We start from the raw sequence: 16,512 nt of genomic DNA, 5'->3' as shown, positions 1-16,512 counted from the left end.
ACGCAAGCAAATTTCGCAGATGCCCTAAAAACCCACCTTTAACAGGCGTTATCGGGTCAGAGCGAACCCAATGCCCTTGCCACGCCGTCCATGGTAAATGGCTTTTGCAAGCGCGGACGGTCCCGGAAACGCTCGTCCACCGCGTCGTCAGCGCCGCCGGTGGCGAAAACGAAGGGCACGCCGCGCTCAGCCAACGCTTCGGCGACGGGCGTGCTCTTCTGGCCGCCCCGCAGGTTGACGTCCAGAATGGCGGCGTCGATACCGCCCTCGGCCACGCGGGCCAGCGCGTCGTCGACGCTGTCGACAGTGCCCGCAACCTGTTTGTCGAGGACATCCAGGAAGTCCTCGAGCATCATGGCGATCAGGGGTTCGTCCTCGACGATGAGGATCTGCACGGGCTCTTTCATCGTCATCGCCATAACATGGTTTGCGCCATCCGCCAGCCGCTTGTTACGATAGGGCGCCCGGCCCGCCGTCTTGCGTCAGCGCGGCCTGCGTCGCCTCCGCCAGTTGCTGGACCGAGAAGGGCTTGGGCAGGAAGCCGACATTGGGCAGGGTGATCGATTTGCGCAGCTGTTCCTCGGCATAGCCCGACATGAACAGGACCGCGAGGTCGGGATAGCGCTGGCGGACCAGCCCGACCATCGTCGGGCCGTCCATCGTCGGCATGACCACGTCGGAGATCAGCAGATCGGGCTTGCCATGCTTGTCGAGCATTTCGAGCGCGGCCTCGCCATTCTCGGCGGAGATCACGGTATAGCCCTGCCGCGACAGCGCCCGTTCGGCGACGGCGCGGACCATGTCCTCGTCCTCGACCAGCAGGATCGTGCCGGAGCCCCAAGTGGTCGTGGTCTTGGCCGCGGGCCTGGCCGGGCTGGCCTTGGCGGGCGACACGGCGGGCGCGGCATGGACCGGCAGATAGATGGAGAATTTCGCTCCCCCACCCGGCGGCGAATCGGCGAAGATATAGCCGCCCGATTGTTTGATGATGCCATAGACCGTCGACAGGCCCAAGCCGGTGCCCTTCCCCAACTCCTTGGTGGTGAAGAACGGCTCGAAAATCTTACCCAGGATTTCGGGCGGGATGCCGGTGCCGTTATCGCTCATGATCAGCGCGGTGTAATCGGCGGCAGGCAGGATATCATTGTTCAGCGCGCGGGCATCGGCCATGGACACGGCCCGCGTCTGGATGGTCAGGATGCCGCCGCCCACCGGTTCATTTTCCAGGATCGCGTCGCGGGCATTGACCGCCAGGTTGACGACCACCTGTTCCAACTGCCCCGGATCGGCGCGCACCGGCCCCAGATTGCGACCATGGCTGACGTCCAGTCGCACCCGCTCGCCAAGCAGCCGCTTGAGCAGGTTCGACACCTCCGACACGACATCGGGCAGTTGCAGGATTTGCGGTCGCAGCGTCTGCTGCCGCGAAAAGGCGAGCAGCTGGCGGGTCAGGCTGGCGGCGCGGTTCGAGTTGGTGCGAATCTGTTGAATATCGTCATAGTCGCTGTCGCCGGGCGAATGGCGCATCAGCATCAGGTCGCAGTGGCCGATGATCGCGGTCAGGATGTTGTTGAAGTCATGCGCGACGCCGCCCGCCAGCTGGCCGACCGCCTGCATCTTGGTCGCCTGGGCGACTTCGCGCTTCAGGCGGCTTTCCTCCGAATTGTCCTTCAGGCTGAGCAGCACCGCTGCCTCGCCCAGCCCCCGCGCGCCCGCGATGGTGAGGGCGACGGGCTCCTCGGGATGATCCTTCAGCCGGACCGCCATGTCGGCCGAATGGGTCGCGCCGCTGGCGAAGCGCCGGATCGCGTCGGCCACCGCCGCCTTGTCCTCGCGCACGACCAGATCGCCGGGGTAGAGCGGTGGCGCCGTACCGTTCACGCCGGCAGCCCGCATGAAGGCCGAGTTCATCTGGATGAAACGCCCGTCGCGGTCGACCAGCGCGATGCCGAACGGCATCAGCGAGACGAGACCGCGCACATGGCTGCCCGCGCTGGCGCCCGGCGGCGCGACCAGTTGCTCCTCCTCGTCAAGCAGCACGACCAGCATGGGCGCGCCCTCCCCCTCGACAAAGGGGATTTGCAGGATGCGTAGCGGCTTGCCATCGCCTCGCGCCAGTTCGGCGGCGAAGCGGACCTGTCCGCTCGGATCATGCGCCAGGAAGGTCGCGAAGTCGCGGCCGACGATCGAAATCATCTCGCCGCCCATCGCCCGTGCGCACAGCACGCGGTTCGCGGCGCGTACCCGGCCATCCGGCGCAATCAGCGCCGCCATGACGCCCGCCGTACCCAGCCGGTCGCCGTGAATACCGCCGATCAACCGCTCGACCGTCTCAGCCAGATCCTGCTCCTCGGCGATGGCGAAACGCCAGACCAGCAGGTCCGCCTCGTCCCCCGCCCGCGTCACCAGCACCGACAATTCAGTGCCCATCACCGCGATCCGGTCGGCACGGCCCAGGCCGTCGCGCCACGCGGTCCGCCCGGCCTGCGCCAATGCCTCGACCGAGGGCGCGTCGAGGGGGACGCCCGGCGGGGTCGGCATCATCGGAAAAAGCGAGGCATAGGCGTCGTTTGCACAGACCAGCCGCCCCGCGCGGTCCGTCACCGCGATCGCGTCCAGGCTGGCATCAGCCACGACCCGCGCGAAATCCCAATCGATACTTCGCCGCGCCTGTTCGACGCGCGGGGTCAGCAGGCGCCAGACGAGAATGACGCCAAAGGCGAGCAGCGCCGCCGCCAAAAACCCGGCCGCAACGATCCAGCTGCGAATCGCCACGAACAGCAGCGCCGCCGCGCCCGCGCCGCTCGCGATCGACACGGCGGCCGCGATACGGACTGGTTGAAATCTTTCGAGAGACGCGATCGCCATCATGAACTCTTCATCCGGCGACCCGGCATGGGTCAAGCGCGATCCTTGGATCAAAGGCCCATGCCGGGAAGCGAATGAAGATTACCAGATTCGAACGCGCTGGTCGGGCGCCAGGTACAGCTTGTCGCCGGGCTTGGGATCATAGGCGGCATACCAGGGATCGAGATTGCGCACGACCCAGGCGCGCTGCTGCGACGGGGAATGCGGATCGGTCAGCAGGCGATTGCGCAAGTTCGCCTCACGGTAATTGCGCCGCCACACCTGCGCCCAGCCGAGATAGAAGCGCTGGTCCCCGGTAAAGCCGTCGATCACCGGCGCGGGTTTGCCGCCCAGCGAAGCGTGATAGGCATCATAGGCGACCGACAAGCCCGCCAGATCGGCGACATTCTCACCCAGGGTCAGCGCGCCCTTCACATGCAGGCCGGGCAGCGGCTCATAGGCGTCATATTGCTTCACCAGCGCCGCCGTGCGCGCCTTGAACGCCTTGACGTCGCCGTCCGTCCACCAGTCGGTTAACTGGCCCTTGGCATCGAACTTCGATCCCTGATCGTCGAAATGATGGCTCAGCTCATGGCCGATCACCGCGCCGATGCCGCCATAGTTCACCGCCGCATCGGCCTTCGGATCGAAGAAGGGCGGTTGCAGGATCGCGGCGGGGAAGACGATTTCGACCATGCCGAAATTGGCATAAGCATTCACCGTCATCGGGGTCATGCCCCATTCCCAACGCTGGATCGGCTTGCCGAGATGGCTGATCTCATATTGGTGGCGCCACTGGGCCGCGCGCAGGGCGTTGCCGAAGGCGTCGCCGCTGACGATCTTCAGCCCCGAATAATCCTTCCAACGATCCGGGTAACCGATCTTCGGCGTGAAAGCCGCCAGCTTGGCATGTGCCTTCGCCTTGGTCTCCGGTGCCATCCAGTCGAGCTGGTCGATCCGCTTGCCCATGGCCGCCAGGACGTTCTTGACCAGCGCATCCGCCGCCAGCTTGGTCGCGGGCGGGAAGTAGCGCGCGACATAGACCTTGCTCACCTCGTCGGCGAGCGCGCTGCTGGTGAAGTCGACCGCGCGCTTCCAGCGTTCCTGCTGCTGCGGCGTGCCCGACAGGGTGGTGCCGTAAAAGGCGAACTGCTCCTGGTCGAACTTGGCGGGGAGGACATCGGCGAACTCGTCGAGCGAGCGGGCCAGCAACTGGTCCTTCAACACCGCGATCGGCGTCGACTGGATCAGCGCGGCGATGCCCGTCACGGCCGATGGCTGCGCCACGACCAGCGTGTCGACCGGTGTGCCCACGCCCTTCAGATAGGTCGCGAAGTCGAATCCCGGCGCGGACTTCGCCAGATCGGCCACCGTCATCTTGTTATAGGTCTTGGTCCGGTCGCGGCTGTCGATCCGGGTCCAATGGACCTTGGCGATCTCGGTCTCGAACGAGACGATCGCCTTGGCCCGCGCCTCGGCATCCGGTTCGCCCGCCATGGTCAGCATCTTGGCCAGATGCGCCTGATAGGCGGTACGGGCGGCCGCGAGCTTGGGATCGTCGCTGAGATAATAGTCGCGGTCCGGCATCCCCAGGCCCGACTGGCGCAGGCCGACCGTATAGAGATTGGGCTGACGCGCATCCTGACCAACGCCCGAGCCGAACGGAATGCCGACGCCGTTGCGATCCGCCTGGGCCAGCAGCGCGGCATAGCCGGACTTGTCGGTCAGCCCCTTGATCCGGTCGAGCCAGGGCTGGATCGGCGCCAGGCCCTTGGCCTCGATCGTGGCGGTGTCGAGATAGGTGGCATAGGCGGTGCCGATCTGGCTCCGCTGGCCCTTGGCCTGTTCCAGGATGGTGTGTGTGCGGTCGCGCGACAGATCGGCCAGCACGTCGAACGAACCATAGCTCGACTTGTCCGCCGGAATGACGGTGGTCTTCGCCCATTCGCCATTGGCGAAGGAATAGAAGTCGTCGCCGGGGCGAACCGACTTGTCCATGCCCTTTTCGTCAAAGCCGAAATGCCCATAGGTCGGGCCGTTCGACACGGCGGGCCGGTCCTGCGCGTTCAGCGCCACGGCACCGGTGATCGCGGTCGCACCGAGCAGCGCGGCGATAGCCAAGCTCTTCATCATTCTCTCCGAAACGAAAAATGGCCCTCCGGTCGGTGCCGGAGAGCCTTTAAGCAGTCGATTACCAGATGCGGACGCGCTTCGCGGGCGGCAACGCCATCTTGTCGGTCGGCTGGACCTTGAACGCCGCATACCAGGGATCGAGATTGCGCACGGTCAGCACACGGTCATGGCCCGGCGAGTGCGGATCGGACAGCAGCGCCTGGCGAAGCGCCGGTTCGCGCCACTTGGTCCGCCACACCTGCGCCCAGCCATAATAGAAGCGCTGGTCGCCGGTCGTGCCGTCGATGATCGGCGCGGGCTTGCCACCCAGCGACTTGTGATAGGCGTCGAGTGCCACCGTCAGGCCCGCCAGATCGGCGATATTCTCGCCCAGCGTCAGCTCGCCCTGGACATGCTGACCCGGCAGCGGTTCGTAGGCGTCATATTGCTTCACCAGCTTGTCGGTGAAGGTCTTGAAGCGCGCCACGTCCTGCGGCGTCCACCAGTCGGTCAGCTTGCCGGTCGCGTCGTACTTGCGGCCCTGATCGTCGAAGTGATGGCTGATCTCATGCCCGATCACCGCACCGATGCCGCCATAGTTGACCGCCGGATCTGCCTTCGGGTCGAAGAAGGGCGGCTGGAGGATCGCCGCCGGGAACACGATCTCGTTCATCGGCGGATTGGCATAGGCGTTGATCGTCATCGGCGTCATGAACCATTCGCCGCGATCGATCGGCTGGCCCAGCTTGTTGAGGCCACGCTGGAACTCGAAGGCATTGGCCCGCGCGACATTGCCGACCAGATCGCCCCGGTCGATCTGCAGCGTCGAATAATCCTTCCACTTGTCAGGATAGCCGATCTTGGGGGTGAAAGCGGCGAGCTTGGCCAGCGCCTTCTGCTTGGTTTTGGGCGCCATCCATTGCAGGTTGCGCAGCCGGTCACCCATCGCCGAAATCAGGTTCTTGACCAGCGCGTCGGCGGCGGCCTTCGATTCCGGCGGGAAATATTTGGCGACATATTGCTTGCCGACGTCATCGCCCAGGCTTTCGGAGACGAGGTTCACACCGCGCTTCCAACGCGCCTGCTGCTGGGGCGTACCGGACAGGGTGGTGCCGTAAAAGGCGAAGTTGGTCTTGTTGAAATCGCTCGACAGATAGCCCGCATAGCTGCGCAGCACATTCAGCATCGCATAGTCCTGAAGGACGTTCAGCGGCGTCTCGCTATACAGCTTGGCCTCACCGGTGATCGCGCTGGGCTGCGCGACCAGATAGGCGGGGCGACCTGCGACGCCCAGCGTCTGCATATATTGCGCCCACGGGAAACCCGGAGCCTTGGCGGCGAAGTCGGCGGCCGTCCATTTGTTATAGGTCTTGTCGGCATCGCGGCTTTCGACCTGGCTCCAGTGAACGGTCGCCAGCGCCTTTTCGAAATTATACACCGCCGCTGCCCGCGCCGCCGCATTGGGCTCACCCGCCAGCGTCAGCATCTTGGTGAGATAGGCCTGATAGGCGGTCCGGACCGACGCCAGCGCGGGGTCGTTCTTCAGATAATAATCGCGGTCGGGCAGCCCCAGTCCGTTCTGGCCGAAGTTCGGGATATAGGTGTCGGGGGCCTTGTCATCCTGACCGACATAGACACCGATGGGCGCATCGACGCCTTGGCGTTGCAGCTTGGCCATCTCGATCGCCAGCGCGGTGCGATCCTTGGTCGCGCGGATCTGTTCCAGCCACGGCTTGACCGGGCTCACGCCCTTCGCGTTGACGGCGGCCTCGTCCATGAAGCTGGCATAGAAGTCACCGGCCTTGTTCCCCGGCTGCTTGGTCGCTTCGTCCAGGATCGTGCGGGTCTGTTCCAGCGAGCGATCCTGCAGGACGTGGAACATGCCATAGGACGAGCGATCGGCGGGGATCGTCGTGTTCTTGTACCAGGTGCCGTTCGAATAATCGAAAAAGTCATTGCCCGGCTTCACCGCCATATCGCGCCCCGCCATGTCGAAACCGAAATCACCGATCTCGGGACCGTTCTTGGCATCGGGCTTGACCGGGCCGACCGCGGCCTTGTCGATGGGGTTGGCAGTCTGGGCAACGACAGGGGAAATGGCGGTGGACAGAAGAGCGGCGACCAGCAGAGAGCGCATCAGAATTCCCAAATAGGATATTGATGCGGCTGTTGTAGCGAGCCGATACGCCCAGTCAAACCGATAGAAAGCAGCGCCGAACCGAGCGAAAGTGTCAAATCGCGTGGCTTCTCCGCCGGTTACGCCATTTCCGCGCAATCCATAACCGCCAGCCCAAGGCCGAGCCGGCATAACCCAGCACCGCGCACGCTCCGGTCAGGACGCACAGACCCAGGCCGAAGGCCGGGCCCTGCTCCCACAACCAATGGAAAGCGCTCAACGCCCATTGCAGCCATCCGGTCGCGGCCTCGGCCACCGGCTGGGTATCGATCGGCGTCTGACTGCGCAGCAGGAAGGTGCCGATGCGATAGGCGATGACCCAGATGATCGGGGTGGTCAGCGGATTGGTGATGAAGGTGGTCAGCGCCGCGACCGGCACGTTGGCGCGAAATGGCAGGGCAAAAACCGCCGCGATGGCGATCTGCGCCACGGGGAACAGGAACCCCGCCACCACGCCCAATGCGACCCCGCGCGGCACCGATCGCCGAGTAAAGCGCCATAGTTCCGGCGCCAGTACCCGGTGCGCGACGGGGCGAAGCAGCCGGTTGTGCTCCATCGAATCGCGGGTCGGCATATTGCGCCGAACCCATGCCAGCGTGCGGCCCCACATGGTGGGCACGGCGGAGGCCATCAGCCGCGATCGCGCAGGATACGGCCCTGCTCACGCTTCCAATCGCGCTCCTTGATCGAATCGCGCTTGTCGTGCGCTTTCTTACCCTTCGCCAACGCCAGCTCCACCTTCGCGCGACCGCGCGAGTTGAAATAGATCATCAGTGGCACCAGGGTCATGCCCTCGCGCGCCACCGCACCGTGGAGCTTGTTTATTTCGCGCTCATGAAGGAGCAATTTACGCGGGCGCTTCGCCTCGTGATTAAATCGGTTCCCGTGACTGAATTCCGGCACGTTGGAATTGACCAGCCACACCTCCTCACCGCGCACCTCGGCATAGGATTCGGCGATCGACCCTTCACCGAAGCGAAGCGATTTCACCTCGGTCCCGGTCAGGGCGATACCGGCCTCATAGGTGGTCTCGATGGCATAATCGAAGCGGGCGCGCCGGTTCTCGGCGACGATCTTCTTCTTGTCGAAGGTTTGGGGTTTCGGGCGCATGGACGGGTGGATGTAGGGGCTATGAGTCCCCGTGAAAAGCCGCAGATGACGGCTGCATGCCGTTTCTGAAGTGGAACGTTCACGGCTTGCGGCGATCCCCCAGCGGGATCGTCAGCCGGATCATCGCCCGCTTGCTGGGCGTACCGCCGACATCCACCTGCTCGGCTTCTGCCGACAGCGCGCCGACGCCGGCAATCGTGGTGCGGGCCTTCGGCAACGTCATCGGCCTGGAATAATCGGGAATGGCGCCGATCCGGTACGCGTCGGAGGAACGACCGCACACAACCACGTCACCACCGCCATCATCCGGCGGGCAGCGCCGCGTAGTCGCTAGTTTACGGGGCGAAGGGAGGACAGGCCCGGCCACCGCATCCGTCTGCAAGGCGATCATCACCAATGCCCACATCGGCCGCCCTCCCTGCACTCCCCATCGTCGTCGCCGATGTTCGTCTGGGATTGCGGCCGGAGGAAGGCCGGGTTCAGATCAATCCGGCATGGGCCAGCGCCGCATCGACCTGCGCGCGCGAAGCCTCGGACGGCCAGGTCATGGGCAGGCGCACCCCCTTCGGAAAATGCGGCATGATGCGGCTGAGCGCATATTTTACCGGCCCCGGCGAGGCGTCGGTGAACATGGCTTCGTGGAGCGGGAACAGCCGGTCGTGCAGTTCGAGCGCGCGCGCCATCTCTCCGGCCGCGCACGCCGCCTGGAACTCGGCGCACAGACGCGGCGCGACATTGGCGGTGACCGAGATGCACCCCACACCGCCCATCGCGTTAAAGGCAAGCGCCAGATCGTCATTGCCCGAAAGCTGACAGAAACCGGCCCCCAGCGCCCCGCGATGATGCGACACGCGGGCCAGAACGCCACTCGCATCCTTCACGCCGACGAACACCTCGGGTGCCGCCTGGACGATGCGGATCAGCGTTGCGGGCTGGATGTCGGTGACGGTACGGCCGGGCACATTGTAGAGCACGATGGGCAGCGGTGCGTTCTTCGCCAGCTCGGCGAAGTGGCGGGCAATGCCCTCCTGGCTCGGGCGGTTGTAATAAGGCGGGACCATCAGCGCGGCATCGGCGCCCGCCTCCTGCGCGGCCTTCAGATTCTCGATGGCGACGATCGTGTCGTTGGACCCTGCGCCCGCGATCACCGGCACACGCCCACGCGCCTGGTCGACGCAGACGCGCACGACGTGGAAATGCTCGTCCTTGGGCATGGTGGCCGCTTCGCCGGTCGTGCCGCAGGCGACCAGCGCGGTCGAGCCTTCGCTGATCTGCCACTCGACGAAATCGCGGAACTTCGCCTCGTCGAACGCGCCGCCGACATGATCGCCCTGATCGTCGAACGGCGTCACGAGCGCCGGAATGGACCCTGAAAACATGAGAGGAAATGCGCTCCTGCTGCGCCGAGTGGGACAATTTGTTCAGGACATGTACGGGTAGAGTCCCTATCCTGTCCACCATGATGGCATTGACGAAGGCGGGGGCGATCCTCGCGACACTGGCGGGTTCCGTAATCGCATCGGGCGGGCAGGATCAGCTCGACCGGTATCGCACGCAGATGGCGAATATGAGCCCCAACCAGGCCGCGCAGGGCATGCCCGCGCCCGCCGATGGCGCGATCGCGGCGGCGCTGGCCCAGTGGCGGGCTCTGCAGCAGACCGATTCGCTGCCCTTCGACAGCTATGCCGGGTTCCTGATGGCGCATCCGGGCTGGCCCGGCGAAGCGAGCAATCGCCGCGCTGCGGAAAAACAGGCCGCGAACTTCACCGCCGCCCCGTCGAGCATCGTCGCCTATTTCCGCCGTTTCCCGCCACAGTCGGCGGCGGGCGGGGTCGCCTATGCCCGCGCCCTGCTGGCGACCGGCGCACCGGGCGAAGCGGCCCAGGCGGCACGGACGGCGTGGCGACGCGGCGTCCTGTCGCCGACCGACGAAGCATTGGTGATGTCGACCTTCGGCTCCACGCTGACGTCCGAGGATCATGACGCGCGCATGGATGCGCTGCTCTGGTCGGGTCAGACCAGCGCGGCGGCGCGCCAGCTCAACTATACCAGCACCGCCCGGCGGCCGATCTTCGCCGCCCGCCTGGCCTTCCGCACCAAATCGGCGGATGCGCCCGGCCTGTCCGCCGCGACCGCCGAACTCTACGCCAATGACGCGGGCTATGTCGCCGACCGTGCACTTTGGCTGCGTAACACCGGCGACAGCTTTACCGCGCGGTCCTGGCTCGCCCGGTCGCGCCAGTTGACCACCCGGCCGGGCAATGTCGAAAAATTCTACGAGGCGCTGCTGATCAACGCGCGCGCGGCGGCGAACGACGGTCAGCTTCAGACGGCCTATGATATCGCGCGGCAGGTGGACGACGCCTATCCGGCGGGCACCGATGTCTCGACCAAGCCTTATGGCGAGCGTGACGATTATACGAGTCTGGTCTGGCTGGCCGGGCAGAGCGCGATGAAGCTGGCGCGGCCCGCTGATGCGATGACGCTGTTCGATCGCTATGGCCGGGGCAGTCAGTCGCCGCAGACCCGTGCCAAGGGCTTTTACTGGGCGGGTCGTGCCGCCGAAGCCGCCGGACGCTCGGCCGAGGCGGCAGGCTTCTACAACCGCGCCGCGCAATATCGCGACCAGTTCTACGGCCAGCTCGCCCTCGAGCGGACCGGCCGCCCATTGGTGGCGCCGCCCGCGATCGCCGCGACCAACGTATCGCCCGCCGCCCGCGCCGCCTTCGACGCGCGCGAGACGGTGCGCGCCGCCAAGTTCCTGGGCCAGATCGGCCAGTGGCAGGACCAGACCGCCTTCATCCGCCAGATCGCGGCCGATGCGGAAACCGAGAACGACCATCTGCTCGCCGCCGACCTGTCGCGCAGCATCAACCGCCCCGACCTGGCGGTGATGGTGGGACGCAGCGCGATGCAGAACGGGCTGACCGATTATTCGGCGGCCGGTTTCCCGACCATTTCGGTCCCGACCGGCTATGAACAAAGCTGGACGATCATCCACGCCATCGCGCGGCAGGAAAGCCAGTTCGACCGCGCCGCCGTCAGCCACGCGGGCGCGCGCGGCCTGATGCAGTTGATGCCCGCCACCGCCGCCGAGCAATCGGGCAAGATCGGGCTGGCTTATTCCCCCGATCAGCTGACCACCGACCCCAATCTGTCGATCCGCCTGGGCGCCAGCTATTTCGAGCGTATCCGCAACAATTTCGGCAGCTATCCGCTCGCGATCGCCGCGTATAATGCGGGCGGCGGCAACGTGAACAAGTGGCTGCGCCAATATGGCGATCCGCGCACCGGCTCGGTCGACATCGTCGATTGGATCGAATCCATCCCCTATATGGAAACCCGCAACTATGTGCAGCGGGTGCTGGAGAATGCGGTCGTCTATGACCTGATGAACCCCGCCCGCGCCACCAGCCGGGGACCGGCCCCGCTCAGCTGGTATCTGGGCAAGTCGTCGCGGCCGGGTTGATCGCCGGCGCGCAAGGGATAGAGGGGGGCGATGGATCGTCCCAACTATATCACCCCGGCGGGCTATGCCGCGCTTCGTCAGGAATATGAGGCGCTGTTCGCGGTCGAGCGGCCCAAGCTGGTCGACACCATCGCCTGGGCGGCGGGCAATGGCGACCGGTCGGAGAATGGCGACTATATTTATGGTCGCAAGCGCTTACGCGAGATCGACCGGCGGCTGGGCTGGCTGTCCAAGCGGATGAAAGCCGCCAAGGTCATCGACCCCGCCCGGCAGGAAGACCGGAGCAAGGTGTGGTTCGGCGCGACCGTCACCATCGCCGACGAGGATGATAACGAACGCATCCTGACGCTGGTCGGCGATGACGAAGCCGATGCGGGAAAGGGCCGGGTCGGCTGGAACGCGCCGTTGGTCCGGGCGCTGCGCGGAGCGTCGGTCGGCGACCTGCGCCGCGTCACGCTCCCCGCAGGTGAACGGGAATATGAGGTGATTGCCATCACTTACCCGACGGAGTGAGGAACGGATCACACCTCTCCTGCGCTGACAGGAACAGCGTTACAGGAGAACGACCATGGAACATCCCCGTACCACCAGCGCGCGCGATCATGACGACAGCGCGATTATCGACGCCGCGGAGCCAGCCCCCTCGGCGGTCGGCCGGACCGGCGGCATCGCCACCGATGTCGGCACCCGCGACGAGCTGACCCGCGCGACCGACGATCCCGAAAGCCATGCGCGCGTGACCAAGGGCGTCGAAATGGCCAATGGTCAGGTCCGCAACGGCGGGCGTCGCTGAACCCTTTTTCACCGATGGTCGGGGCAGCGCGGCTTTGCTAGACCGAGGGACATGAACGCCCTTACCCCCAATATCGCGCTGCTCATCGACGCCGACAATGCCCAGTCCGCCGCGATCGACCCCGTCCTGACGGTGCTGGCCGAGCTGGGCACGGTCAATGTCCGCCGCGCCTATGGCAACTGGTCCAAGCCCGGCCTGAAGGGCTGGCGCGACGTGATGGTCAAGCACGGCATCGAGCCGCAGCAGCAGTTCGACCTGACCAAGGGCAAGAATGCCACCGACATGAAGATGACCATCGATGCGATGGACCTGCTGTTCCGGGGACGGATCGACGGGTTCGGCATCATGTCGTCCGACAGCGACTTCATGCCGCTCGCCACCCGCATCCGGCAGGATGGCTTTCCCGTCTATGGCTTTGGCAATAGCCGCACGCCCGAGGCGTTCAAACAGGCATGCAGCCGCTTCATCGATGTCGGCGCGCTGATCGGCGGCCCGGCCGCCAACGGGACAGCAAAGCCCACCATCGCCAAACCCACCGCCGCCGACGTGCCACTGGCCGACTCGCTGCCGCCACCGATCGAACTGGGTAAGAGGACGGCGGGTACGCCCCAGCCGATCGACGACGAACTGCTCAAGTTGCTGGTCGACGCCTATAACTCGGTCAAGCGCGACGAGCGCGGCTTTGCCAGCCTGTCGGCGATGGGCCAACTGGCGGGCAATCGCTCCAGCTTCGATACCCGCAATTATGGGTTCAAGCGGCTATCCGACCTGATCGAGGCGGTCCCCAACTTCCAGACCGAGCGGCGCGAGGACGGGCGTACCTTCGTCAAGCGGGTCCGGTAAGTGGTCTGAATTCCTCCCCCCTGTAAGGGGAGGAACGGGCTTACTCTCTCGGATCGGGCATGGTCAGCGTTGCGCAGGTTCCCGGCCGAGCCTCCTCGAACCGCACCTCGCCGCGCAACTGCCGCGCCAGGCTGCTGATCATCCGCATGCCCAGGCTGTGGCGCGACGCCGTCTTCATGTCGAAACCGGCGGGCAGCCCCTTGCCCTTGTCCCGCACCGACAGGATGATCTGTGCGTCGCGGACGTGCAGCGACACGTCGATCACGCCGCCTTCTTCGCCATAAGCATATTTGATCGCGTTGGTCAGAAGCTCGGTCAGCATCAGGCCGATCGGGATCGCGATGTCGGCGTTCATCTCGATCGCCTCGATATCGCAATGCACCGCGTGATCCTGGGCCTGCTGCGCCAGTTGATCGGCGATCCCGCAGACCAGATCGTCGAGCGAGACCATGCCCACCCGTTCGCTGCGCCAGAGCCGGTCATGCGTCTGCGCGATGGCGGTGATTCGCGCCTGCGCGTCGTTCAGCATCCGCAGGACACGGGGATCGTCATCCTCCTGCTTCTGAAGATTGAGCATGGCGGAGACGAGGGCAAGGCTGTTCTTGACGCGGTGGCTGGCCTCGCGGGTCAGCAATTGCTGATGCTCGACCGCCTCGGCCAGGCGGCGCTCGGCCTCCTGTCGTTCGATCGCAACGCCGATCAGATTGGCGAACCCCTGCATGAAGGCGAGGTCGGCCTCCTCAAACCGCCCCTCATCGGGGCTGTCGACTTCGAGCACGCCGTAACGCTGGCCCGACGCCTCGACCAACACGTTGATTGCGCGGCGGATTTTGTGGTCGGCCATGAATTGCGGCGTGCGAAACCGCTCTTCCTGATCGAGATGGTTGGAAATGACCCCCTGCCCCGTCTGGAGCGCGAAACCGGCGGGCGAGCCCATATCCGTCCGCATCTCGGTCGACCCAACCACGCCGGGGCCCCAGCCAACGCCGGTCCGCACCAACAGCGTGTCCCGGTCGGCGCGATATTCCAGGAATTTGCAGAAGCGCGAACGCATGCCCTCGGCGCACAGCTCGGTCGCACGTTGCAGCATCGGGTCCAGGTCGCGCGCCCGCAGCGCCTCGATCCCGAAGGCCGCGAGGACCGATTGCTGGCGGAGCCGGTAATGCAGCTGCCCTGCGCTGGCTATTTCCTGATCTTCGCCCTGCGCCTGCTCCACCACCGCCATTCGCCGTCGAACCCCTTTGATCCCGTTTAGGATGCGACCAGAATAGGGATTAACTTCACCGTTTTAAACCCGATGCCGGTCCGTTCCGAAGCCGAACGGCTCCACCGACCGCAAATGGCACGACGCCCTCCCCGATCGGTCGGGAAGGGCGTCGACCTTCAACAACGCGCGTGACGGATCAGCGGGTCAGCTTCTTGTACGCCAGTCGGGTCGGACGGTCGGCGGCATCGCCCATCCGGCGACGCTTGTCCTCTTCGTACGATTCGTAATTGCCCTCGAACCATTCGACATGGCTGTCGCCCTCGAATGCCAGGATGTGGGTGCACAGGCGGTCGAGGAAGAAGCGATCGTGGCTGATGACCACGGCGCAGCCCGCGAACGTCTCCAGCGCCTCTTCCAGCGCGCGCAGCGTTTCCACGTCGAGGTCGTTGGTCGGTTCGTCGAGCAGCAGGACGTTGCCGCCCTCCTTCAGCATCTTGGCCATATGGACGCGGTTGCGCTCACCGCCCGACAGCTGGCCGACCTTCTTCTGCTGGTCCGGCCCGCGGAAGTTGAACGCACCGACATAGGCGCGCGTGCCCAGCTCCTGCTTGCCGAAGCGGAACACCTCCAGCTCGTCCGAGATTTCCTGCCAGACATTCTTGTTGGGATCGAGGTCGTCGCGGCTCTGGTCGACATAGCCGAGCTTGACGGTCGATCCGATCTCGATCGTGCCCGCATCGGGCTGTTCCTGGCCGGTGATCAGCTTGAACAGCGTCGACTTGCCCGCGCCGTTCGGCCCGATCACGCCGACGATGCCGCCCGGCGGCAGCATGAAGTCGAGATTTTCGAACAACAGCTTGTCGCCGTACGACTTGGTCAGGCCCTTGGCCTCGATCACCTTGCCGCCCAGACGCTCGGGGATCTGGATCAGGATCTGCGCCTTGCCCGCGACGCGGTTTTCCTGCTTCTCCATCAGTTCCTCGAACGCGCGGATACGCGCCTTCGACTTGGTCTGGCGAGCCTTGGGGGTCTGACGCATCCAGGCCAGCTCGTCGGCGATCGCCTTCTGCTTGCCCGCCTCGTCGCGCTCTTCCTGCTCCAGGCGCTTGGCCTTCTTTTCCAGATAGCCGGAATAGTTGGATTCGTAGGTGTAGTAACGGCCGCGATCAAGCTCGAGCACCCAGTTGACGACGTTATCCAGGAAGTAACGGTCGTGGGTGACGAGGATGACGTTGCCGGTATATTCCTTCAGGTAGTTTTCCAACCACGACACGCTTTCGGCGTCCAGGTGGTTGGTCGGCTCGTCAAGCAGCAGGATGTCGGGCTTTTCGAGCAGCAGCTTGCAGAGCGCCACGCGGCGCTTCTCACCGCCCGACAGACGGGTCACGTCGGCATCGCCCGGCGGGCAGCGCAACGCTTCCATCGCCTGTTCCAGCTGGCTGTCGAGCGACCAGCCGTCGACCGCGTCGATCTTGGCCTGAAGCTCGCCCATCTCTTCCATCAGGGCGTCGAAATCGGTGTCGTCCTTCGGGTCGCCCATCTCGGCCGAGATGGCGTTGAAGCGATCGACCAGATCGGCGATCGGACGCACCCCGTCCTTGACGTTGCCCATCACGTCCTTCGACGGATCGAGCTGCGGCTCCTGCGCCAGATAGCCGACGCGAACGCCCTCGGCGGCCCAGGCTTCACCGGTGAAGTCGGTGTCCATGCCCGCCATCACCTTCATCAGCGTGGACTTGCCCGCGCCGTTCGGGCCGATGATCGCGATCTTCGCGCTCGGCAGGAACTGAAGGTGGATGTTGTTCAGGACAGGCTTGTTGGCGCCGGGGAAGGTCTTGGTCAGACCCTTCATCACATAGGTATATTGGACGGCCATGGCGGCGCGGGGCTCCGTGCTTTTTCGACTGTGGGATATTGACGGTCCATGTAGTGGGTGCGCGGGCGGTTGGCAAACG

Annotated in this window: 14 protein-coding genes; 4 read left to right on the top strand and 10 right to left on the bottom strand. The window is 65.1% G+C overall.

The window, feature by feature from the left end:
- Nucleotides 1-56: 56 nt before the first annotated feature.
- The 8 genes from U1H82_RS04510 to dapA all read right to left on the bottom strand — a co-directional run bounded on the left by U1H82_RS04510 (nucleotide 57) and on the right by dapA (nucleotide 9,624).
- Nucleotides 57-419, bottom strand: a complete 363-nt coding sequence (locus U1H82_RS04510) for a response regulator (protein WP_322963702.1) — start codon at nucleotides 417-419, stop codon at nucleotides 57-59.
- Nucleotides 420-450: 31 nt separating this feature from the next.
- Nucleotides 451-2,871, bottom strand: coding sequence for a hybrid sensor histidine kinase/response regulator (locus tag U1H82_RS04505; RefSeq protein ID WP_322963796.1), 2,421 nt, complete (start codon nucleotides 2,869-2,871; stop codon nucleotides 451-453).
- Between the two features lie 78 nt (nucleotides 2,872-2,949).
- Entirely contained in the window at nucleotides 2,950-4,977 is a 2,028-nt protein-coding gene (locus U1H82_RS04500; protein WP_322963701.1) for a M13 family metallopeptidase, read from the bottom strand.
- 61 nt (nucleotides 4,978-5,038) lie between these two features.
- On the bottom strand, nucleotides 5,039-7,096 hold the full coding sequence (locus U1H82_RS04495) for a M13 family metallopeptidase (RefSeq protein ID WP_322963700.1): 2,058 nt from the start codon (nucleotides 7,094-7,096) through the stop codon (nucleotides 5,039-5,041).
- Nucleotides 7,097-7,190: 94 nt separating this feature from the next.
- Nucleotides 7,191-7,745 (bottom strand): DUF2062 domain-containing protein, encoded by a 555-nt coding sequence (locus tag U1H82_RS04490; RefSeq protein WP_322963795.1) that lies wholly within the window; start codon nucleotides 7,743-7,745, stop codon nucleotides 7,191-7,193.
- Between the two features lie 20 nt (nucleotides 7,746-7,765).
- Complete coding sequence (smpB, locus tag U1H82_RS04485) at nucleotides 7,766-8,245, bottom strand: SsrA-binding protein SmpB (protein WP_007403364.1); 480 nt, start codon at nucleotides 8,243-8,245, stop codon at nucleotides 7,766-7,768.
- Nucleotides 8,246-8,324: 79 nt separating this feature from the next.
- Nucleotides 8,325-8,651 carry a hypothetical protein gene (locus tag U1H82_RS04480; RefSeq protein WP_322963699.1) on the bottom strand — a complete coding sequence of 109 codons (327 nt, stop codon included), beginning with the start codon at nucleotides 8,649-8,651 and terminating at the stop codon, nucleotides 8,325-8,327.
- Nucleotides 8,652-8,724: 73 nt separating this feature from the next.
- The gene (gene dapA / locus U1H82_RS04475; protein ID WP_322963698.1) at nucleotides 8,725-9,624 is read right to left on the bottom strand and encodes a 4-hydroxy-tetrahydrodipicolinate synthase; all 900 of its coding nucleotides are present in this window, start codon (nucleotides 9,622-9,624) and stop codon (nucleotides 8,725-8,727) included.
- Between the two features lie 80 nt (nucleotides 9,625-9,704).
- Between dapA and U1H82_RS04470 the strand changes: the two genes are divergently transcribed.
- From U1H82_RS04470 to U1H82_RS04455, 4 genes are read left to right on the top strand one after another with little or no spacing between them, the layout of a single operon-like run.
- Entirely contained in the window at nucleotides 9,705-11,714 is a 2,010-nt protein-coding gene (locus tag U1H82_RS04470) for a lytic transglycosylase domain-containing protein (RefSeq protein WP_322963697.1), read from the top strand.
- 30 nt (nucleotides 11,715-11,744) lie between these two features.
- Nucleotides 11,745-12,227 (top strand): transcription elongation factor GreB, encoded by a 483-nt coding sequence (gene greB, locus U1H82_RS04465; RefSeq protein ID WP_183950790.1) that lies wholly within the window; start codon nucleotides 11,745-11,747, stop codon nucleotides 12,225-12,227.
- A gap of 55 nt (nucleotides 12,228-12,282) precedes the next feature.
- On the top strand, nucleotides 12,283-12,507 hold the full coding sequence (locus tag U1H82_RS04460) for a hypothetical protein (RefSeq protein ID WP_322963696.1): 225 nt from the start codon (nucleotides 12,283-12,285) through the stop codon (nucleotides 12,505-12,507).
- 51 nt (nucleotides 12,508-12,558) lie between these two features.
- Nucleotides 12,559-13,350, top strand: coding sequence for an NYN domain-containing protein (locus U1H82_RS04455; protein WP_322963695.1), 792 nt, complete (start codon nucleotides 12,559-12,561; stop codon nucleotides 13,348-13,350).
- A 40-nt stretch (nucleotides 13,351-13,390) separates the two neighbouring features.
- Here the strand turns inward: U1H82_RS04455 and U1H82_RS04450 are convergent, their stop codons facing one another.
- Both U1H82_RS04450 and ettA read right to left on the bottom strand, forming a co-directional pair.
- Nucleotides 13,391-14,575 carry a sensor histidine kinase gene (locus U1H82_RS04450; RefSeq protein WP_322963694.1) on the bottom strand — a complete coding sequence of 395 codons (1,185 nt, stop codon included), beginning with the start codon at nucleotides 14,573-14,575 and terminating at the stop codon, nucleotides 13,391-13,393.
- A 178-nt stretch (nucleotides 14,576-14,753) separates the two neighbouring features.
- The gene (gene ettA / locus U1H82_RS04445) at nucleotides 14,754-16,433 is read right to left on the bottom strand and encodes an energy-dependent translational throttle protein EttA (protein WP_322963693.1); all 1,680 of its coding nucleotides are present in this window, start codon (nucleotides 16,431-16,433) and stop codon (nucleotides 14,754-14,756) included.
- Nucleotides 16,434-16,512: the final 79 nt, after the last annotated feature.

The sequence above is a fragment of the Sphingomonas fuzhouensis genome (assembly GCF_034659795.1).
Lineage (GTDB): Bacteria > Pseudomonadota > Alphaproteobacteria > Sphingomonadales > Sphingomonadaceae > Sphingomonas > Sphingomonas fuzhouensis.
Note: the sequence above shows the minus strand (reverse complement) of the source record. Positions and strands in the feature narration are given on the sequence as shown.

Bases quoted from the DNA above. Each gene is read 5' to 3' on its own strand.
- U1H82_RS04495 (WP_322963700.1), bottom strand. From the start codon at position 7,096: ATGCGCTCTCTGCTGGTCGCCGCTCTTCTGTCCACCGCCATTTCCCCT.
- dapA (WP_322963698.1), bottom strand. From the start codon at position 9,624: ATGTTTTCAGGGTCCATTCCGGCGCTCGTGACGCCGTTCGACGATCAG.
- U1H82_RS04505 (WP_322963796.1), bottom strand. From the start codon at position 2,871: ATGATGGCGATCGCGTCTCTCGAAAGATTTCAACCAGTCCGTATCGCG.
- smpB (WP_007403364.1), bottom strand. From the start codon at position 8,245: ATGCGCCCGAAACCCCAAACCTTCGACAAGAAGAAGATCGTCGCCGAG.
- U1H82_RS04470 (WP_322963697.1), top strand. From the start codon at position 9,705: ATGATGGCATTGACGAAGGCGGGGGCGATCCTCGCGACACTGGCGGGT.
- U1H82_RS04510 (WP_322963702.1), bottom strand. From the start codon at position 419: ATGGCGATGACGATGAAAGAGCCCGTGCAGATCCTCATCGTCGAGGAC.
- U1H82_RS04450 (WP_322963694.1), bottom strand. From the start codon at position 14,575: ATGGCGGTGGTGGAGCAGGCGCAGGGCGAAGATCAGGAAATAGCCAGC.
- U1H82_RS04480 (WP_322963699.1), bottom strand. From the start codon at position 8,651: ATGTGGGCATTGGTGATGATCGCCTTGCAGACGGATGCGGTGGCCGGG.
- greB (WP_183950790.1), top strand. From the start codon at position 11,745: ATGGATCGTCCCAACTATATCACCCCGGCGGGCTATGCCGCGCTTCGT.
- U1H82_RS04455 (WP_322963695.1), top strand. From the start codon at position 12,559: ATGAACGCCCTTACCCCCAATATCGCGCTGCTCATCGACGCCGACAAT.
- U1H82_RS04500 (WP_322963701.1), bottom strand. From the start codon at position 4,977: ATGAAGAGCTTGGCTATCGCCGCGCTGCTCGGTGCGACCGCGATCACC.
- ettA (WP_322963693.1), bottom strand. From the start codon at position 16,433: ATGGCCGTCCAATATACCTATGTGATGAAGGGTCTGACCAAGACCTTC.
- U1H82_RS04460 (WP_322963696.1), top strand. From the start codon at position 12,283: ATGGAACATCCCCGTACCACCAGCGCGCGCGATCATGACGACAGCGCG.
- U1H82_RS04490 (WP_322963795.1), bottom strand. From the start codon at position 7,745: ATGTGGGGCCGCACGCTGGCATGGGTTCGGCGCAATATGCCGACCCGC.